This window comes from Oligoflexus tunisiensis, assembly GCF_001748245.1.
GTDB lineage: Bacteria > Bdellovibrionota_B > Oligoflexia > Oligoflexales > Oligoflexaceae > Oligoflexus > Oligoflexus tunisiensis.
On the sequence record NZ_BDFO01000001.1, the window covers coordinates 1,013,539 to 1,032,321 of the forward strand.

Below are 18,783 nucleotides of genomic sequence, written 5' to 3' on the forward strand. Positions count from 1 at the left end.
TCTGTGAATCTTCCTAGAGTTCGTCCTAATGCACGCTCAAAGACAGCCAGACAGGGAGTATCAATGACTGAACATGCCTATATCTATGATGCCGTTCGGACTCCAAGGGGCAAGGGCAAACCTGATGGAAAACTCTATGAGGTGAAACCCATCAGCCTGCTGACGCAGCAGCTCAAAGCTCTGCAATCGCGCAATAATTTCGACACGCAGCTGGTTTCCGATGTGGTGATCGGCTGTGTCACGCCTGTCGGGGAACAGGGCATGAACATCGCAAAATCAGCTGCGATGCTGGCGGACTGGAATGAGACCGTCGCCGGAGTCACCCTGAACCGCTTCTGTGCGTCCGGACTGGAGGCCATCAACCTCGCCGCGGCCAAGGTCGCTTCAGGTTATGAGGATCTCGTGGTGGCCGGTGGCGTGGAATCGATGTCGCGGGTGCCGATGGGCATCGACGGCGGCGCCTGGGCCCAGGATCCGGAAACGAATTTGCATGCGGGCTTTATGCCCCAGGGTTTGGGCGCGGATCTGATTGCCACGCTGGAAGGCTTCAGCCGGGAAACCGTGGATCAGTTCGCTCTGGATTCCCATGCCAAGGCTACCCGGGCCGAGAAAGAGGGTCACTTTCAAAGGTCCCAGGTTCCTGTGGTCGATCAAAACGGTCTCATGATCCTCGACCGCAATGAAATGATTCGTCCCGAGACCAATCTCGCGGCTTTGCAATCCCTGAAAGCCTCCTTTGCCCGCATGGGCGAGATGGGTTTTAACGCGGTGGCCTATCAAAAATATCCCGCGGTGGAACGCCTGAATCATGTGCACACGGCCGGCAATTCCTCGGGTATCAGCGATGGAGCTGCAGCAGTTCTGGTCGGCAGCAAAAAAATCGGTGACAAACTTGGGCTCGCTCCCCGTGCCCGCATCCTGGCGACGGCCGCCATCGGCTCCGAACCCACCATTATGCTCACCGGCCCGGCGCCGGCCACACGTCTGGCTCTGCAAAAGGCCGGGCTGGAACTCAAGGATATCGATCTTTTTGAAGTGAACGAGGCTTTTGCTTCGGTGGTTTTGAAGTTTCAAAAGGATACCGGCGTGCCCATGGAAAAGATCAATGTCAACGGCGGTGCGATTGCCATGGGCCATCCGCTCGGCGCCACCGGCGCGATCCTGACCGGAACCCTGCTCGATGAACTGGAACGACGCCAGCTGCGTTACGGTGTGGTCACGCTTTGTATCGGTGCCGGCATGGGCATCGCCACTGTCTTTGAACGAATCGGATGAGGGGATAATCCATGAATGATATTCGTTTGGAAAAGGATTCGAATCAGATTGTCACCCTCACCTTTGATGCCCAGGGTCAATCGGCCAACACGATGAATACCGCCTTTCGGGATTCGCTCCGTGCGGTCACGCAAAAAATCGTGGCCGACAAGGCACAGATCAAGGGCATACTGCTGACATCCGCGAAGTCCACTTTTTTCGCCGGCGGTGATCTGAATGAACTGGTCCAGGTCGGGACCGAGGATGCCGATAAAATTTTTGCGATGGTCGAAGGCATCAAGGCGGACCTGCGCACGCTGGAGTCGCTTGGCCTTCCCATCGTGGCCGCGATCAATGGAACCGCGCTGGGCGGTGGCTGGGAAATCGCGCTGGCCTGTCATCATCGTCTGCTTTTGAATGATCCGAAGGTGCGCGTCGGTCTTCCGGAAGTCACGCTCGGGCTTCTGCCCGGCGGGGGCGGTGTGGTGCGGACCATTCGCCTGCTCGGTCTGGAAAAGGGCATGCCGCTTCTGATGGAAGGCAAGCAGCTGACGCCGGAAGCAGCTCTGAAAATGGGTCTGGTGCATGGCCTCGCATCCTCCACCGATGAGCTGAATGCCAAGGCCCGTCAGTGGATTTTCGAAAACCCGAGCTCCAAACAGATCTTCGATCAGGAAGGCTACAAGGTTCCCGGAGGCAACGCGAAGACTCCAAAATTGGCGGAAATGCTTCCGATCGTTCCGGCCATGCTGCTCGATAAAACCAAGGGCTGCTATCCTGCGCCGGAAGCCATCCTGGAAGCCGCGGTCGAATCCCTGCATGTGGACATCGATACCGCGCTGCGGATTGAAAGCCGTTACTTCGCCAGGCTTGCCACCGGCCAGGTGGCGAAGAATATGATTGGCTCCTTCTGGTTCCAGCTCAATGCCATCAAGGCCGGTGAAAGCCGTCCCAGGGATTTCCCAAGACAGAAATTCCAGAAGATTGGTGTGCTGGGTGCCGGCATGATGGGCGCCGGCATTGCCTATGCGGCTGCAAAAGCTGGCATCGACGTTTATTTGAAAGATGTCAGCATCGAGGCGGCGGAAAAAGGCAAACAGTATTCCGCCAAACTCCTCGATGGCCGTCTGCAAAAAGGTCAAATCACTGAAGCGGACAAGCATGCCTTCCTGGAGCACATCATACCGATCGACAGCTATGAGGCTCTCGCCAACTGTGAGCTCGTCATTGAAGCCGTCTTCGAAGATCGTCAGGTGAAAAAGGACGTCACGGAAAAAACTGTCGCCGTTCTGCCTCGCCATGCGATCATGGCTTCGAACACCTCGACCTTGCCGATCACGAGCCTCGCCAAGGCTTCACCTTATCAGAATCAATTTATCGGCCTGCACTTCTTCTCCCCCGTGGACAAAATGCAGCTGGTCGAAATTATTTTGGGCGCAGAAACCTCAAGGGAAACCCTGGCCCGCGCCTTTGATTTCGTTCGGCAGATCGACAAGGTGCCCATCGTGGTGAACGACAGTCGCGGCTTTTACACCTCGAGGGTTTTCGGCCTTTACACACAGGAAGGCATTGCGATGCTGGCGGAAGGCCAGGCGCCCATGGCCATCGAGCGCGCGGCTCTGCAGGCCGGCATGCCGGTCGGTCCGCTCGCTGTATCGGATGAAGTGAGCCTTTCCCTCTTTGATCTGGTTCGTAAAGCCACCGAAGCGGATCTCGTGAAGCAGGGGAAACCGGCCCCGCAGCATCCCTCCTTTGCCGTGGTGGATCGCATGCTTCATGAATTCAAGCGCAAAGGCAAGGCCGCCGGCGCTGGATTCTATGAATATCCGAAAGATGGGAAGAAATATATCTGGCCTCAATTAAGCAGCCTTTACCAGGGATCACCGCTGCCGTTCCAGGACCTGAAGGATCGACTCCTTTTCATTCAGGCTCTGGAGACCGTCCGCATCTATGAAGAGAAGGTGCTGATGTCGGTTGCGGATGCCAATATTGGCTCGATCTTTGGTTTTGGTTTCGCCCCCTGGAGCGGCGGCACACTGCAGTTCATCAATAGCTACGGCGTGCGGGCCTTTACGATGCGCGCACACGAGCTGGCGCAACGCTACGGTGAGCGCTTCACGCCGCCCAGGCTGCTCATTGAAAAATCCGAACGCAACGAAAAATTCTAAGGGAAGGGGTCACCGATGTTTACCAAACGCACGCTCTATACCAACGAACATGAAATGTTCCGGGAGAGTTTTCGCAAGTTCCTGCACAAGGAGGTTCTGCCCTTCCAGGAGGAATGGGAAGAGGCCGGAATCATCCCGCATGAAATCTATCAGAAGTGCGGCGAGCAGGGTTTCCTCGTACCCCAGGCGCCCGAGGCTTACGGCGGGCTTGGCATTCATGACTTTCGTTATGAAGCGATCATGCTCGAAGAGCTGGCCTACGGCAACGAATTTGGCCTGATGCTCGGCCTGCACAATACGATCTGCGCTCCCTATATTTTAGCCTATGGGAACGAAGAGCAGAAAAACCGCATCGTGCCCAAAATCGTCAGCGGGGAAGCCATCCTCGCGGTGGCCATGACCGAACCCGGTGCCGGCAGTGACCTGGCCGGTATGAAGACCACCGCGGAGTACAAGGGTGATCACTGGGTGCTGAACGGTCAGAAGACCTTCATCTCCAACGGGATCAACTCGGATGTGATTCTGGTCGCGGCCAAAACCGTGCCTGGCAATCCGCATGCCATGGGTATCTTCATCGTCGAACGTGACGACGTGGGTCTGGAGCGCGGCACACCGCTGAAAAAAATCGGGCTGCTGTCACAGGACACGGCTGAGCTTTACTTTGAAAACCTCAAGGTGAAGAAGAACAATGTGCTCGGTGATCCGACCAAAGGCTTCAAATACCTGATGGCCCAGCTCGCCACCGAGCGCCTCTCGCTGGCGATCGGAGCAGTGGCCAACTGCCGCCTGGCGCTTGAATCGACCATCAAATACGTCAAGGAACGGAATGTCTTTGGCAAGCCGGTCGCCGCTTATCAGAACACGCAGTTCAAGCTTGCGGAAATGGCCACCGAGATCGACATGGCCCAGGTTTATGTGGATCGCCTGATCGAGGAACAGAATAGCGGCACCGTGAGCCCCGAGCAGGCCTGCGCGGCCAAATACTGGACCACGGACCTTGCCTGCAAGGTGATCGATGAGTGTCTGCAGCTGCATGGTGGCTATGGCTATATGAAGGAATATGCCATCAGCAAAATGTGGCTCAACGCGCGGATCGGTCGGATCTATGCCGGCACCAATGAAATTATGAAAACCGTGATCGCCCGTCAGATGCAGATCTAGGAGTGTGTGATGCAGCCCTTTTCCCAACTCAAGGTTCTCGACTTTACCACCCTCTTGCCAGGGCCGTTTGCCACGATGTACCTTGCCGATTGGGGGGCTGATATTCTGCGTGTTGAAGCGCCTGACCGGGAGGATCTCACCAGGGCCATGCCGCCCTTTGCTCACGGGGTGAGCACGGCTCATGCCTTTCTGAATCGATCCAAGAAGTCGATCACTTTGGATCTGAAGGAGGAGTCGGCCCGGCAGACGATCAAGGATTTAATACAGGACTACGATGTCGTCGTTGAGCAATTCCGTCCAGGGGTGATGGCGCGTTTTGGTCTGGATTACAAGGCTCTCTCCGCCATCAACCCTCGACTGATTTATTGTTCATTGACCGGCTATGGGCAGACCGGTCCCTATGCGAATCGAGCTGGACATGACATCAACTACGCCGCCCTCAGTGGCCTCGCGGCGATGACAGGAAGCCGGGCCGGTGGTCCGGTGATTCATGGTGATCCTGTCTGTGATCTGGCGGGATCCTTTCATACGCTGATTGGTCTTCTCACCGCCCTCTATCATCGAGAACGCACCGGGGAAGGGCAGGCGGTGGATATTTCCATGACGGACAGCAGTCTCATGCTCTCGGGCATGTGGCTGTCGATGGGCCTGGGCGGCGGACAGTTCCCATCATGGGAAGGAACCGCGCTCAACGGGGGATCCTTCTATGGTTACTACAAAACCAGCGATGGGAAATATCTGAGCGTTGGTTCCCTCGAACCCAAATTTCTGCGCGGATTTTTGGAAGCGATCGAAGCCCTGGACCTTTTGCAGGGCGATCTGACCCGACCGGATTTTATGATGCGCATGCGGATTCAAATCCAGGAGCGGATTCAACGGAAAACTCTCGAAGCCTGGCTGGAGACCTTCTCGAAGCTGGATGTCTGTGTGGAACCCGTCCTCACCCTGGATCAGGTGGTCCGGCATCCGCAGTTTCAAGCGCGGCAGATGTTTGTGGATGTGCCGGCTGGAAAGGGGGCCAGCCAGAAGCAGCTGGCTTCGCCTCTTAAATTCTCCAGCTTCCAGCCCATCTATCGTTTCATCGGCGCGGCCAAGGGGGCTGATAACAGCCTTCTGAAGGAATGAACCAAGGGTATGGGCAAGCGGATGTGCCTGCACATGCGATTGCTGTGATACTACTGTCTTTAAGATCCCCTGTGCCCAGGGGATCTTGTTTCCTGCCGAGGCAGAAGCAACCGATTATTTGATAGTAAGTGAATCTCTAGTTTTGCGAAGTATCGTTCACCGCATCACGAATCAGTTCACGCCTATCTTTCAGTATGAGGGTATCAAGCGACTGCCCGTCCTCAACCGTGTAAGAACGGTTCAGACCGTCCAAATTAACGGCATCGATATTTCCCTTCCTCTCGGACAAAGTTGAAAAATCGACTTCTGACATGCGAATGGATTGTGGTGCAAACTTCGCTCTGTATACTGTCAGTTCCTGCTTTAGGTCGCCTTTGACGGCAAGGCCAAGGTAATCCTTTTCAAGGAACAATCCACCATCTCCGGGGGCTCCAGTCATAAGTTGCGCAAGAGCGTCTTGCATGGCGGGAGGCGTTCCACCACCGGTTCCAATCCCCGCGAATACTGAAGAAGCGCACAAAACGAATAGCGATATGATAAAAGCACGCATGGCTGTTACTTCCTTTCTTTTCCGACCAAAGGTCCGACCAACCCCGAAACGACAACTGGGATATTCCCTTTGAATTCGTCGTGGTCAAAGATTCCGGTCATCTGGTGCCAATGGGCCTGTGCGCATTGGTAGACAGCAGCTACGCCCTTGGAATTTAAACCCGCCGAATTTGAAAATATCGTAGTTCCGGGGGTATTCAAATCAATTAAGTCCAAATTTCTTTCTGCTTGTTTCTTGATGAGCATTTCGCCAGTCGGGATGAAACCATCAATCAGGACGTCAATTTGGGCTTCTTTATTGATTTTCACTGCGCCGATATCTTGCAAAAGGTCGATGGCGCCCAATCCGCGGCTCCCAAACTCAGATTCGATGGACCTAAGGTCACCGTCCCCGCAAGAGGCCGCAAGAAAGACCTCGTAAAGGAGCTGGTCTTGGAAAATAGCCGCAAGAATCTTTTCGTTATCTATTTGTTGGACGTCATCAGGTGTTTTTCCGCTTGGGAAAAATTCTCTGGCTTCATCAGGGAAATATTCACCTAGAATCGCAAGAAAACTGTCAGGTTTGATATATTTCAAAAGCCTATATGCCTGATAGAATGAAACACTCTTCTGCTCGCCACTGGTAATTCTATAGACCACCGAATAATCAACACCAACCTGACGGCTGAACCAGCGTAAGCTTTCGTTCTTTGATGCGATTAGCGTTTTAATTTCATCGCGCAAGTATTCAATCAGCTTCTGCGTCATCGCTCCACTCCCACGTATTTCCATAGAGATGTTGATAACCATGGTTTAGAGCGCTGTCTATTGAATTTAGCCACGGTGGGTAATCTTGTATCACTTTGAGGGTTAATCGTACTGCCTCTGGGGGTGACATTTTGATTTCGCGGCGCTTAGAAGAAATAAAAAATCAGTAAAAAATGTTTCAAAGATAAAATGGCAGATATTGATACTACTAGGATTGAGTAGGTGGCCACGCTTATGACGCATCCTGAATTTTGCAATTCGTGAAAAGCTTTTGAAGCGCTCACTGAAAGCACTGGCGAGACTTTTCGTGTTCTCGTATCTCATGCGTTAACCGCGACGGATATCGCTAGATTAACCGTCAAGATTAGGAAAGTGAGTGCTGCCGATGACGATTAGAAAGCCTCTTCTTCTATCTACAGAAATCAAATCTTCATCCACTAAAAAGCTCATCTGCTGCGGCTTTGTAGCCGTCATGCCTTTACTTTCAGTGTCATCGCAAGCAGCTCACGCATCAGTTATTGTTATGCCAGAGAATTCCAATATCAGAACTCTTGGAAAGGGATTTATTGATGAAACCAAAACGATAGTCCCCGGCTGTGTGTCTGGGGAAATAGAAAAACAGGCAGCGGAACATGCATCCATGGAATTCAGTTCCGGGGAGGACGCCGAGAATACCCTGTCAAGCATGTCGGGCAAGGTGAAGGGTAGTGCCAACCTGCTTGTTGCTGGCGCATCCGGTAGCACCCTTTTCGTTGAAACAAAAACGAATGAGCAAACTGGATTGTCATCTTTCCTGAATTTCACCTACACAAAATACAAAGTGAGGATAAAGGACCCCAGTCTTACAGTCCTCGGCCAAGGGACGTTATCCAGGCCATCTGATAAAGTGCTGGAAATTTGTGGCTCTTCAGTTATGAACGAGGCCAGCCTTGGGGCGCACCTTAGTATCGTAGCTCGCTTTGTTTACGTAGGAAACAGGGAATATAAGTATTCAAAAACGAAAGTTAAAGCGGAAATGCTGGGGGCCACCGTCGGGAAAAAGACCAAGATTTCTGAATCTGACGAGGTAACCAAGGATTTTGTCCTGAATGTTGATGCCTATCAGTATGGTGGGAATACGTCAGCCCTAAGGGATATTCTTGCAAATGGCAAAAAATACTGTTCTTTAAGCGACCCGGATGGTTGTGCTGATACATACAAAGCTCTGATTCGCTATGCGAGAACCGGTTTCAGGAATTCAGTTGCTGCCGCAGGCTTGGATTCACTGGCTGCCTTGAATATTACAACCACACCTTATAATGAACTTTATCTTCCAAACCAGTTCCCGGTTTATAGCTGGAAAACTTCCTCCCTAACGTTCAAGAATAGAGCTATTGCTACCTACAGGAAAAACCTCGTAGCACTGCTGGCTGAAAAAGAGAAGACCGAAGCCAGACTTAATTCCGGGATCTTTGCTGGTGAAACAGAACAAGGTCTGGCGAGCAGGCTGAACCGTTTGAACGATGAAATTGAAACGGTCACAAGCCGGATAAACCGGTGCGATTTTTCGGGTCCTAACGAAACCTCACTCTGTGAGTTCTAAAGCCTAAACATAAATTTCAAATCAAATTTTTTGCCACCAATTGGAGGTAAAACGGCCGCATTGTGCTTAAATCTGGGAAATACACACTTTTGGAAGGAGATTTACATGCGAAAGTCAAGAATTTTGATTTCTATGCTGGCCTGCGCTGCAGTTGCCGGATGCTCCAAAGATGACAATAATGAGCAATCCTCTTTAAAGGATTCCACGCTTTCCAACGACGCATTTGCCTATTCTTTTCTGGGGCAGGCGTATGATACCCGCCGGGTGAAGACCTTGAATGTTTCCTGTGCGACAGGAAATGTTAAGGAAAGCCTGGTTAGCGACAGCAATTTCGTGCTTGATTATGACCTTTCCTATCAGGATTTTCTGGATAAAACTCAGGGGAAACTGACCGCAGACTTGAACCTTCCCGCCGTCAGAGCCGGAATCGGGGCGCAATATGCCAAGGAAAATGCAGCCACTTCTTCGTCCACGACCTTCGTTTTCAACTGGCAGATGACCAAGAAACGGGTGGCATTTGACGAGAATACCTACCGGGTCTCGGACAAAGGCCAGCAGTTCATAGCCGGTGACAAATCCCAGCTTCAGGAACGCTGCGGTGATGAATTTGTCACAAACGTTGATTATGGTGCTTCATTTTTTGTAACGATGAAAGTCGATTTCCTGAACGATAGCGATAAAACGGATATCGGCGGAAAATTGAAACTTGCTGTGGGCCAGGAGAGCGTCGACATCGTTAAAATAGAGGGCGAGCTGAACAAGATTGACCAGAAGAAAAAAGAGTCGGTCAAGCTTTCGATTCGCGCAAGACAGGTGGGTGGCGACCCTATCCAACTCACCTCCTTCCTTACCGACAACGTCGTCGAATGCACCCTGGCCAATCCGAAGCCATGTTTTGAAGTCTATAACCAGGCCGTCAAGTATGCGAGAACCAGTATTCCCGCGCAGCTGGCCAGCGATACCGCCTTTGTTCCAGTTAGATACCTGACAAAAAACTATAAGGAATCCGGTCTTGATGAATTGGTTCCTTCTGGGGGCTACCAGTTCATTGATGCCTTGACCAAGGCCAAACGTCGGGAAATCGAATCCCAGTATCAGCAGAACCTTGTCGATTACCAGCGTGCAGCGGACATCCTAAGAAAGTATTCCGACTATCTTGAGGAAGCCCAAATTGACGCTATTTCGAATATCAAGGAGATAACCTTCAACAATGCGGCAATCCTTGGGGACGTATCCCTGGTCTGCTTCGATTCCCCATCAAGCTGCATTTCCTATTTCAAGGCAGCTGAACCCGGAATTAAATCTTATGACAGGTCTAAGCTTGCGTTGAGAAGCTCCCTCTCAGACCTTAAAGAGGTGAGGCTTGGTGCCTGGACCTTCGGATACCCGAAAGATGCCAGTGTTTTTAGTAAAAAAGTCATCAGCGGCAATAACACCCTTGAAGATCGTCAGGGAATCGCTCTGAGAACTGATACCGGTGAAATGGTCCGCGTGGTGACCTATGCTTCTGAAACGGACTGCACAAAATATGCAGGCATTATCAGCTCGTCCTCGCCACTTTCTATCATTACTAGCAGAGATTACGGCATTCGATTCAGTAATGACGATTTCGGTGGAGACTATTCTTTCTTCCTTGAAGCGGCTTTCAGGAACCAGGGAGCAGGCAAGTGCCTTTTTATCTCGATGTACCCCGCAGAGCCGCATGGGCAGAAATTTGACCTGAGCGTCCCATCAGAACTCAGGACTTTCATCCGTCGTGTTCTTGAATCTGTGAAATAAGGAACTGAACCATGAAAATCGTCTTTTCCAAAATCCTAATTCTGCTTGTAATCGTCTGCTCGTCCAACGCCTTTGCCATCAGTGATAAATTCTGGGGCTATTGCAAGGACGGTAAAGCCTACCATGACGAGGGATTGACCCAGCCAAAACCAGATGCTGACAAGATTTGTCGCCTTCCGGATGCCTTTGCTTCTGGCTATACGGATGAAGCAGCTGTTCGATGCTGGACCCTCCAGGAAGAGCATTGTCAAATCGGGGGCGGCGGAAACGAAGATGTCATCGGCGACCACAACGTTCCAAGAGGGGCATTCTTCCTTCAGACCAATCCGGACCCGAATTTGACTGGCGGCGTTAAGCAAATGCGGTGCATGTGCGGGTGCTTTACCCCGGATGTTGTTCTTGATACCACATCTGGCCCAAAAACTATCCTGGACCTTTTCGAGTCAGCAAACCTTGACCCCTTCCGCTTGATTACTCAATCGGAGATGTTTTCGGCTGAATACAGCGTTTCACCGTGGCTTACCCGTGGTGCATTCACAGTCGGTCCCGAGGAAAAGCCAGTGTTCAGATTCACAACCGACCAGGGCGAGTCCATCACTGTTACTGAAAAGCATCCTATGGTCCTAAACGTTGATGGCGAATACGAGCTGCGTGTAGCCCGCGAAGTCAGGGAAGGCGATTTGTTTCTGGCAAAGGATGGGACCAATCGGGTGATTGTAAGTGTTGAATCTTACATGCTTCCTAAAGAAAGCAATCTTGTCTACAACGTGAATACGATGGGCGAAAGAGTGCTTGACCACGTGATTACCGCCAACGGGATTCTTGTTGGCGACCTTTACCTGCAAAACTTCCTGAATGAACGCACACAAAGAGTCGAGAATATTCAGGTTTCTGAATAATTGACAATCCCACCTTGGGTAGCGGGGGGGTTCCCCTGCTGCCTATTTTAAGGGCTACAGAACAATGAAGAGAAAGACAAAGCTTGTTTTGGTTTGCTCTATAGTGACTGTGGCCTCTGCTGCAGGGTTGTATTTCACTAGGGCAGCGAACCCCATCGATAAGCCTACGGCGCCTCCGCAGACCACCATCAGCAAGGAACCCGAAGAGCAGAATGTCCCGAAAAGCATTGAAAAGAGCGACCCAGGTTCTGTTGAAGAGAAGCACTGGACTTCGGCATTTGTACCTCTGAACGACGAAGAGTCTGAAGAAGTCGCAATCATTCACGAACAAATCAAAAAGCTCAATATAACAGGTAAAATTGATTCAGAAAAAATGGATGAATTCCGCGGTATTGTTTACAAATATCAAGAGCGAATTCTTGCTGATGCAGGTCGTCGAATTCTACTCGATAGCCCTGAATTAGCAAGGACCAAGGAGGGGGCCGACACGGTGGTGACCCTTATAGATACGCTTGCTTATTTTGGCCAGAACAGTGCTGACTGGCCCCTTGCCATAGAAATCCTACGTGACATCGGAACTCGGCCATTGTCATACAGCTCTACGCTTTCTCCGGAGGAAAAATCGACAGCGAATATCACCATGCAAGCGTTCGAGCAGTTTGCGAGATATAAGCCGGAAGAGGCCATGGAATTCATCCTAACCAGTGTCGATAAAGAAAAGCGGGTTCCATACATTTCCTATTTAAAAACAGGTTTGGCTCTGGCTGGCTTTTCCAAGGAAGACATCTATCAAAGGGTATCCAGGCTTATCTAGGATTAGACCTATGATTGAAAGGGTCAATAATGAAAGGTTTTGTGTTCGTATTGATATCTCTCGGGTGTTTAATAATAGCAAAAAGCGCTTTATCGGGCCCAATTCCCGAGGACCTTTTAGGTCCAGTTCAGCATGGAATTCTGGAAGCCTCGGGTATCAAGTTCGCCTACTGTGATAGCGAGCATGCCGGATCTTCGCCGGAAATCTGCAGTCATCCAGTTGATGGCAGTTGGGACCCACAGCAAGGGAAGAACCACACCTTTTGGGTTGGGGCGCCAGTAAACCAGGAGGCTTTGCGTTCCGCAGGCCATTGGATGCGGAAAAAGTTGACTTGCACCTACTGCCGGGCTGGAAGTTCCAACGGGCCGCTTAGGGGAACAGGTAGGGCAACGAACGTCGTACCAGTTAATGCTTCCTTTGTTGTTACTGGTGCTGTGCTTGGTCCAGGTGGACCTTGTATAAACACGTGGACTATGGCGGAGGGGCTTTGTACTCCACAAGATTTAATTTTTAGCAGACCTTCATACACCCCGGAACAATGCATTGCAGCATGTACCCAAGCCTGGCAGCAACAAATTGTGCGTTTTACATGTGAATATTCGGGTCGTTCCAACTTTGATGGGGACCCGGAGTGTGAACGTGCGTTGAATTAATACTGCGTCTATTTTTTTCGAACTTAAAGGAAATTTTGCTGCCGCAGCCCATCTTTACGGAAAGCCTGAGCCAGGTGTGCTAGTTGAAGAGAGTGTCACATACGCATACTGCCGCGAAGATTGGGTCAAGCATGCTCCTGAGATATGCAATCATCCACAGGATGCTTAGAATCATGGCGTAACCACACCAGCCAAGTTTCATGTCGGTAAACCTGTATGGACCGAACTGGAATTACGAACTGCCCTTCGGGATCATCGTCGCCTGGCATGCGCATACTGTAAGGCGGGTACATCAAATGGGCCGTTCCAAGGAAAAGGCAAAAAGGAAAATGTTATTTCTATTGGCGGGTCTTTCATTGTAAAAGCGTCAGAGATTGGGATGCACGAGGCCTGTGATAGTGACGTTTTAAGATGGTGCTATTCACTAAGCGGTCCCGGATGACCTTATTCGCCATTGGATTGTAAACAAGCCTGCTATGACGCGTGGAATGCACAAACGATTCGTATTACTTGCGATTGGACAGGAACGTCCAATTTTGATGGCGACCCGACTTGTGATGAATTTTTGTAATTTGAAAGGGCCTAATTAGATGAAAATAAAATCAGTATTAATCTCCAGTGCAGCTTGCGCTCTCCTCGTGTCGGCTTGTGGAAAAGATAGCGATAGTGATAAAAAGGTATCCGAACAGACTGCAGCTGAGCGTTGGAATCCCGAAGAAATCGAGGGCTCTTTTGTTGCAGTTGGACCCTGGACTCTGCGGCTTCCAACAGCTGATAAATACAAGAGTTACTACTGGGAAGATGACGAGTCTCTTACAAAGCTTATTGAAAGCAGTGATATTCAGATTTCAGCAATAATTGATATCAATGGCACAAAGGCAAATTTCGCCACAAGATTTGTTAAGGACCAATGCGAAAATCACAAAATAACTCCGGCTCCAGGCGAGTTAGGTGGGAAAACACTCAGCGAAATCAATTGGTTCTTGAAAAATCAAGGTTCAAATTTTGAGAATTTTACAGCTACTGCCAAGAAATTCGATTCTTGTATTTCAATGAGCATTCGTAGCGTTGATAATTTGCCTGCTCTAACAGAGAATAGCGACGTTGTTAGATATTTTAAAGCTATCGCGAGCAAAATTTCTTTTGACCGCTTTATTTTCGTTCATTTCAATGTTCAGCGTATCCAGTCTTTCCTTGTTACTGCTTTTAACGAAGGAATGGACTTTTCCGAGGCAGACGGCATTACTTCCGGTACAGCTCAAGATTTATTCATAACAAATGACGGGAATAAAAATGCATTGGTAAGCGAGGCAAAAGCAGGAATCTGCGATAATCAAATATTCAAGAATGCTTTTGCTGACCCTGATAAAAGAGAGCTTGAATTGCATAGCGGGCCAGACATTGACGCAAAATACAGCTCGAAGATTGTTTCTTCGGACGGTCAACACAATCGTATAGTAGAAGGGGTTTTTAGAAATTCCCTTGATAACAATTGCTTACTTTTAAGATTCAGCCTTGCTAATCCCGTTGATTCTCTTTCAGTTGTTCAGGATGATAAGGAGCTTGAAGACAAGCTTATATTTGAATTGAAAGTGACTTCATTGGTTCCGAAACAATGAAGCAGTCCTGGAAAACGATACTGCCCTTGGCCTGAAGCTGAGATATGAATTGGGCTTGACTACACTGGATAGTAGTGACTGATTTATTTTTTTATGGCCGCTCCTCCTTCTGGAGCGGCTTTCCCAGAATCGTTGGCTGGGATATGCGCGTGGATATGAAGGCCGACCTGGCGATCAAGGCTTTAAGAATGGCCCTGAAATCAAGGAAACCAGCTCACGGTTTGGTTTTTCATAGCGACTGTGGCGGTCAGTAGTCGAATCACTGACCGCCGAAGTCGAGAGGCTTCGTGCGACGCTCTGCGATCAGACAATCGAGTTGACCTTGCTCAAAAAAAGCGTGAGCTCGGACTACAAGGACCGCTGAGAGGCCGACATCTGGGCCTTGAAATTCGCAAGAATCTTCTGGCGATAATCGACGAGGCCTTGTCTAGGGGCGAGACGCTGGCCGCTATCGCCGCGACCCTTGAAGTCAATCCCAGGGCAGTCTATCGCTGGCGTCGAGCCAGCTCCGCTCCTCCCAAACCCCCACGGCGGCGCTGGAGGCCTCAACAAACTTCGTCCGCTGGAAATCAAGCGCGTGATCGACTACGCACGGAAAAATCCCGAGCACAGATGCCGAAGGATTGCCTACGCCTTGGAGAAAAAAAACATGGGTCGGGAAAACCAAAGTCGCGGAGATCCCGAAAGAGAATGGGCTCAATCACGCCTGGGACCCATCATCACGTAAGACCGATATCCCACCTAAGGACATGCTCCGTCATGAGCCCCGAGCAAAGAATCTCCTTTGGGGTCTTGACTGGGCTTGGGTTCGCGTGGCAGACAAGCACATGTATCTGACGGTTCTTCTCGACTGGTACTCGCGCAAGATCCTCTCATGGACGCTGTCGCATCAAATTACGAGCCACGAAGTGGTCGCTGTTGTAACAGACGCTGTAGCCATCGAAAGAATCGATTCGCTGCCAGAATCAGCGCTCAAGCCCTTGCTTGTGGCCGATCATGGGAGGCCCAATGTCTCCAAGTGGACCCGGCGTAATATCGAAGTTCAAGGACTCAAACTCTGGCTCTCAGGGATCGGAAGACTGACGGGAAACGCCAGGACCGAGCGCGTGATTGGAACGCTCAAAACTGAGGAAATCAAACTGCAGGATTACTATGTGGATGAGGCTGAAGCGCAGAGGAGAATCGCCGCGGTAATCCACGACTACTGTTTCAACCGACCCAACATGAGCGTGGGCGGGTTTGCATCGAATGTCGTCCATCACATGGGGCGAAGGCACTAATGGAACGCAGGAAGTCGGGTAGAGAATCGACCCGGAGTTCAAGGCATGTATACTGGAAATCGCAGGAAGCCATGCCGAGGAAGGGGATGTTGACATAATTTTAGGCCGGGTTTGTGTCACCTATGCTCGGACAGGACAACATAGACGTTGGCATCGCCGATAATCCTGTAACTTACGATTCAATCCAGTATTTGAGCTATTCTCTAAGTTATTCCAAGTACTACTAAATATGGAAGCAATCTCTATGCGCAGTTTACTTGGTATCCAGTGGCTCCTGATGATATCATTGCCTTTACATCATCAATCTATGCAAATGGCATTAGCAACGCTTGCTCCGGGTTTCTCAGCCAGGATGTGGTGGAACCGTTCGAGCATGAGTTTGATATAGCTTGCGAAACCGGTAGCACATATAGAAACAAAAGGTCGGATTGCGCGGTACAACGCTGCCTGTGGCTGGATTTAGGCGAAAGTGATGGTGGCGTTCTTCGGCTTAGCAAAGTCGAAGAGCATTTTTCCGGAACAGAATTGGCTTTAAAACGCGAGCTTCAAGTGGGGACTTGATGGGCTCTGCAAGTGTAAACTGAGGTATATTACGACGGGGAACGCCCAGTTGATTTAAGGCCCCCTTATTGCCATTGGCGGAGTAAGTATGAGAGTGAGGACACTGTTTGCAATATTTGCCTTCGTGATCACTTCCTGCGGCGATAATGAAAAAAAGGATGAACCTTTGATATGGTTTCAAGGTGGTTCTATCAAGTCAGTTAGCATGGGATTAATGTATCATTCTTGCTTCATAGACGGAATGAGTGAAGTATACTGCTGGGGGGATTCTGAATCTGGGGCGCTGGGCAGTGGAGCTGTTGCTTCTTCATCAGTACCTTTAAAAGTAACTTCGACTGATGTCACAGGGAAAATTATAGAATTATCAAGTGGTTCTTATCATAACTGTGTTATTAATGCACAGGGAGAGGTGTATTGCTGGGGTAGTTCCACCAGAATTAATTCTGAGCCTCAGAGCGTCGCAGCAGTAACGGAGCCGACCAGGATTCATTTTCCCAACAACTCCAAGATCTCGAACATTTCTTCAGGACATTACCATACTTGTGCCGTCTCGGAAGAAGGTCAGGTTTATTGCTGGGGGATCAATGTCAGTGGGGAACTTGGGTCAGGGGATACAGAATCCAGCATCGTTCCTGTGGGAATTGCCGTGAGTGAGACATTTAAAAGTGTGCACTCATCTGAGGGTTATACCTGTGGCTTGACAACGGCCGGCGATGTTTATTGCTGGGGATATGGGAGTTTGGGGCAGCTTGGTCCAAATGTCGAGAAAAGTTTAAGCCCTGTTAAAATTGATTTCGGGTCTGATATTAAATTATCAAAGGTATCGGCAGGCATTTTTCACGCTTGCGCTATTTCTGAGTTGGGCGAGACTTTCTGCTGGGGTGGGAACCATTACGGAGTCATAACTGGAGGGACAGTTGGAGGCATTTTCGCTCCTACGAAAATCGCTGTTCTTGAGAGTGTCAAGCTAGATTCAATTTCTTCTGGTAAAGGTTTTTCCTGCGGTATTGGTAATGGGGTGTTGTACTGCTGGGGAAGTCATGAAACTGGCAATAGATACGATAAATCTTCTAGAGAAGCTGATACTTCCAAGCTGAAGGAATTTGTTATCCCTGATTCCAGTTACTTTATAGATGTAAGTGCAGGCCAGTTGGGTACTTGTGCTGTTACGAATGATCAAAATCTATACTGCTGGGCCAATTCAAGGTATGCACTCACGGATCCGATCGAAGTCTTGCGCTTTTTCTCTAACTAGCGGAGATAATGTGAAACCCTATCAAGTCTTACTCGTCGTGATAACTTTGGTAGCATGCGGTAAAGAAAAAGAAGATTGTATATCCAGGATTTCTTACAAATGCGAAGGTATTATTCAGAGCAGCGCGCTGTTTAAAAGGACTGTGGTATTGAGCTTTGAATATGAGCAAGTTTCCAAGAAGGTTGGAGAGGATCAATGTACAGAAGAACACATTGAACATCAGCCAGACCTCATGGCTCCAACAAGAATTGCCTGTTCAGGATTTTATAATGACGGTGTATTTAAAGCGGATTTAATTGTTGATCCATTAGACCCGTCCGGCTCCTACCTGTGTGTGGATGAAAAAATCCAGACTCTGGCGTCCTGGACGGTTGGTGAAACTCGCTTTAGATATTATCCTTTATTGAGCCAAGAGCCCGTTGAAGCTGAATGTGAGAAATCACGGTCATTGGAGGCCATTGAGGCAAAGAAAAAAATATTTTAAGGATGCAGATAAGCTTGCAGCTTATCTATACCGAAAGGTCATGAAAATTATTGAAAGGTCGTAGTAATAGAAGTTCTATCTGAGAGAAGAAGAAAAGGACCAGGTGAAGTTATCCGGATTCCGCGGAGGCATCTGTTAAGATGTAGCCGTGAGAATAAGGAGTCTAGAATTGAATCCAGAGAAGTCAGCTAAATCCGCAGGTAAATGCCGCAAATTTTCCTCCGAGTTCAAATCAGAAGCAGTCAGACTTGGAGTGTTCCCCTCCTGATTCGTACAGGGTATAAGAAAATTCTGTACTAACGGGGTATGCAATGAAGCCGCCTTTCAGAGATGGACTGCCACGCAAGGTTGAGTTGATAGTCAAGATCATGAAGGGGGAGAAGTCCCTGGTTGATGTCTGTCGGGAGTAGGACCTGAAAGAGTCCGAGGTCGAAGGCTGGATCGAAACCTTTCTCAAGGCTGACGTGAATGGACTCAAGACCAATGCCAAGGAAGACCATATAGTGCCCCCCAATTTGATTAAGACCACCGACTGCAAGTTTTCTGTCAGAGATCAAAAGGTTGAGCTCGCAGCTATGTTGACTTGCCTCTACCCCTTGGACTGAGGAGAAAGAAGAGTGGCAGGACGGGAGAGCCTTCTTGGTGTAATAACGCACTTTAACTTTTAATATAATTTTTTAATTAACACTTTTGCATGTGTAACATAGATTTGTAAATCATTTCTACTTTAGAAAGCTTTGGAGCTAGCCTCGCCTCTTAAATTCTCCAACTTCCAGCCCATCTATCGTTTCATCGGCGCGGCCAAGGGGGCTGATAACAGTCTTCTGAAGGAATGAGCCAAGGTAGGGCAAGC

Annotated in this window: 15 protein-coding genes; 13 read left to right on the forward strand and 2 right to left on the reverse strand. The window is 49.7% G+C overall.

Going from position 1 to position 18,783, the window contains the following annotated elements:
- The first annotated feature begins 63 nt into the window (after positions 1-63).
- The 4 genes from OLTU_RS04510 to OLTU_RS04525 are packed head-to-tail and all read left to right on the forward strand — an operon-like array spanning position 64 to position 5,708.
- Entirely contained in the window at positions 64-1,275 is a 1,212-nt protein-coding gene (locus OLTU_RS04510) for an acetyl-CoA C-acetyltransferase (RefSeq protein WP_141731561.1), read from the forward strand.
- Between the two features lie 11 nt (positions 1,276-1,286).
- Positions 1,287-3,422, forward strand: a complete 2,136-nt coding sequence (locus tag OLTU_RS04515; RefSeq protein WP_141731562.1) for a 3-hydroxyacyl-CoA dehydrogenase NAD-binding domain-containing protein — start codon at positions 1,287-1,289, stop codon at positions 3,420-3,422.
- Between the two features lie 15 nt (positions 3,423-3,437).
- Positions 3,438-4,583: an acyl-CoA dehydrogenase family protein gene (locus tag OLTU_RS04520; protein ID WP_141731563.1), complete on the forward strand. Its 1,146-nt coding sequence runs from the start codon at positions 3,438-3,440 to the stop codon at positions 4,581-4,583.
- Between the two features lie 9 nt (positions 4,584-4,592).
- Positions 4,593-5,708, forward strand: a complete 1,116-nt coding sequence (locus OLTU_RS04525; RefSeq protein WP_218109837.1) for a CaiB/BaiF CoA transferase family protein — start codon at positions 4,593-4,595, stop codon at positions 5,706-5,708.
- Positions 5,709-5,844: 136 nt separating this feature from the next.
- Here OLTU_RS04525 and OLTU_RS04530 read toward each other — a convergent pair whose 3' ends face one another.
- Both OLTU_RS04530 and OLTU_RS04535 read right to left on the reverse strand, forming a co-directional pair.
- Positions 5,845-6,258 (reverse strand): hypothetical protein, encoded by a 414-nt coding sequence (locus OLTU_RS04530; RefSeq protein ID WP_141731565.1) that lies wholly within the window; start codon positions 6,256-6,258, stop codon positions 5,845-5,847.
- A 5-nt stretch (positions 6,259-6,263) separates the two neighbouring features.
- A complete protein-coding gene (locus tag OLTU_RS04535) occupies positions 6,264-7,004 on the reverse strand; it encodes a hypothetical protein (protein ID WP_141731566.1) in 741 nt (246 codons plus the stop codon).
- 376 nt (positions 7,005-7,380) lie between these two features.
- Here OLTU_RS04535 and OLTU_RS04540 point away from each other — a divergent pair, with 376 nt between their 5' ends.
- The 9 genes from OLTU_RS04540 to OLTU_RS04575 all read left to right on the forward strand — a co-directional run bounded on the left by OLTU_RS04540 (position 7,381) and on the right by OLTU_RS04575 (position 17,930).
- Entirely contained in the window at positions 7,381-8,586 is a 1,206-nt protein-coding gene (locus OLTU_RS04540) for a hypothetical protein (RefSeq protein ID WP_141731567.1), read from the forward strand.
- 105 nt (positions 8,587-8,691) lie between these two features.
- Positions 8,692-10,365, forward strand: coding sequence for a hypothetical protein (locus OLTU_RS04545; protein WP_141731568.1), 1,674 nt, complete (start codon positions 8,692-8,694; stop codon positions 10,363-10,365).
- Between the two features lie 11 nt (positions 10,366-10,376).
- Complete coding sequence (locus OLTU_RS04550; protein ID WP_141731569.1) at positions 10,377-11,264, forward strand: Hint domain-containing protein; 888 nt, start codon at positions 10,377-10,379, stop codon at positions 11,262-11,264.
- A gap of 109 nt (positions 11,265-11,373) precedes the next feature.
- Complete coding sequence (locus OLTU_RS04555; protein ID WP_218109838.1) at positions 11,374-12,078, forward strand: hypothetical protein; 705 nt, start codon at positions 11,374-11,376, stop codon at positions 12,076-12,078.
- A 1,243-nt stretch (positions 12,079-13,321) separates the two neighbouring features.
- Positions 13,322-14,350, forward strand: a complete 1,029-nt coding sequence (locus OLTU_RS04560; protein ID WP_141731571.1) for a hypothetical protein — start codon at positions 13,322-13,324, stop codon at positions 14,348-14,350.
- Between the two features lie 749 nt (positions 14,351-15,099).
- Complete coding sequence (locus OLTU_RS04565; protein ID WP_141731572.1) at positions 15,100-15,630, forward strand: DDE-type integrase/transposase/recombinase; 531 nt, start codon at positions 15,100-15,102, stop codon at positions 15,628-15,630.
- A 267-nt stretch (positions 15,631-15,897) separates the two neighbouring features.
- Positions 15,898-16,191: a hypothetical protein gene (locus tag OLTU_RS32255; protein ID WP_218109839.1), complete on the forward strand. Its 294-nt coding sequence runs from the start codon at positions 15,898-15,900 to the stop codon at positions 16,189-16,191.
- Positions 16,192-16,279: 88 nt separating this feature from the next.
- Positions 16,280-17,446 (forward strand): RCC1 domain-containing protein, encoded by a 1,167-nt coding sequence (locus OLTU_RS04570; RefSeq protein WP_141731573.1) that lies wholly within the window; start codon positions 16,280-16,282, stop codon positions 17,444-17,446.
- 10 nt (positions 17,447-17,456) lie between these two features.
- Positions 17,457-17,930 carry a hypothetical protein gene (locus tag OLTU_RS04575; RefSeq protein WP_141731574.1) on the forward strand — a complete coding sequence of 158 codons (474 nt, stop codon included), beginning with the start codon at positions 17,457-17,459 and terminating at the stop codon, positions 17,928-17,930.
- Positions 17,931-18,783: the final 853 nt, after the last annotated feature.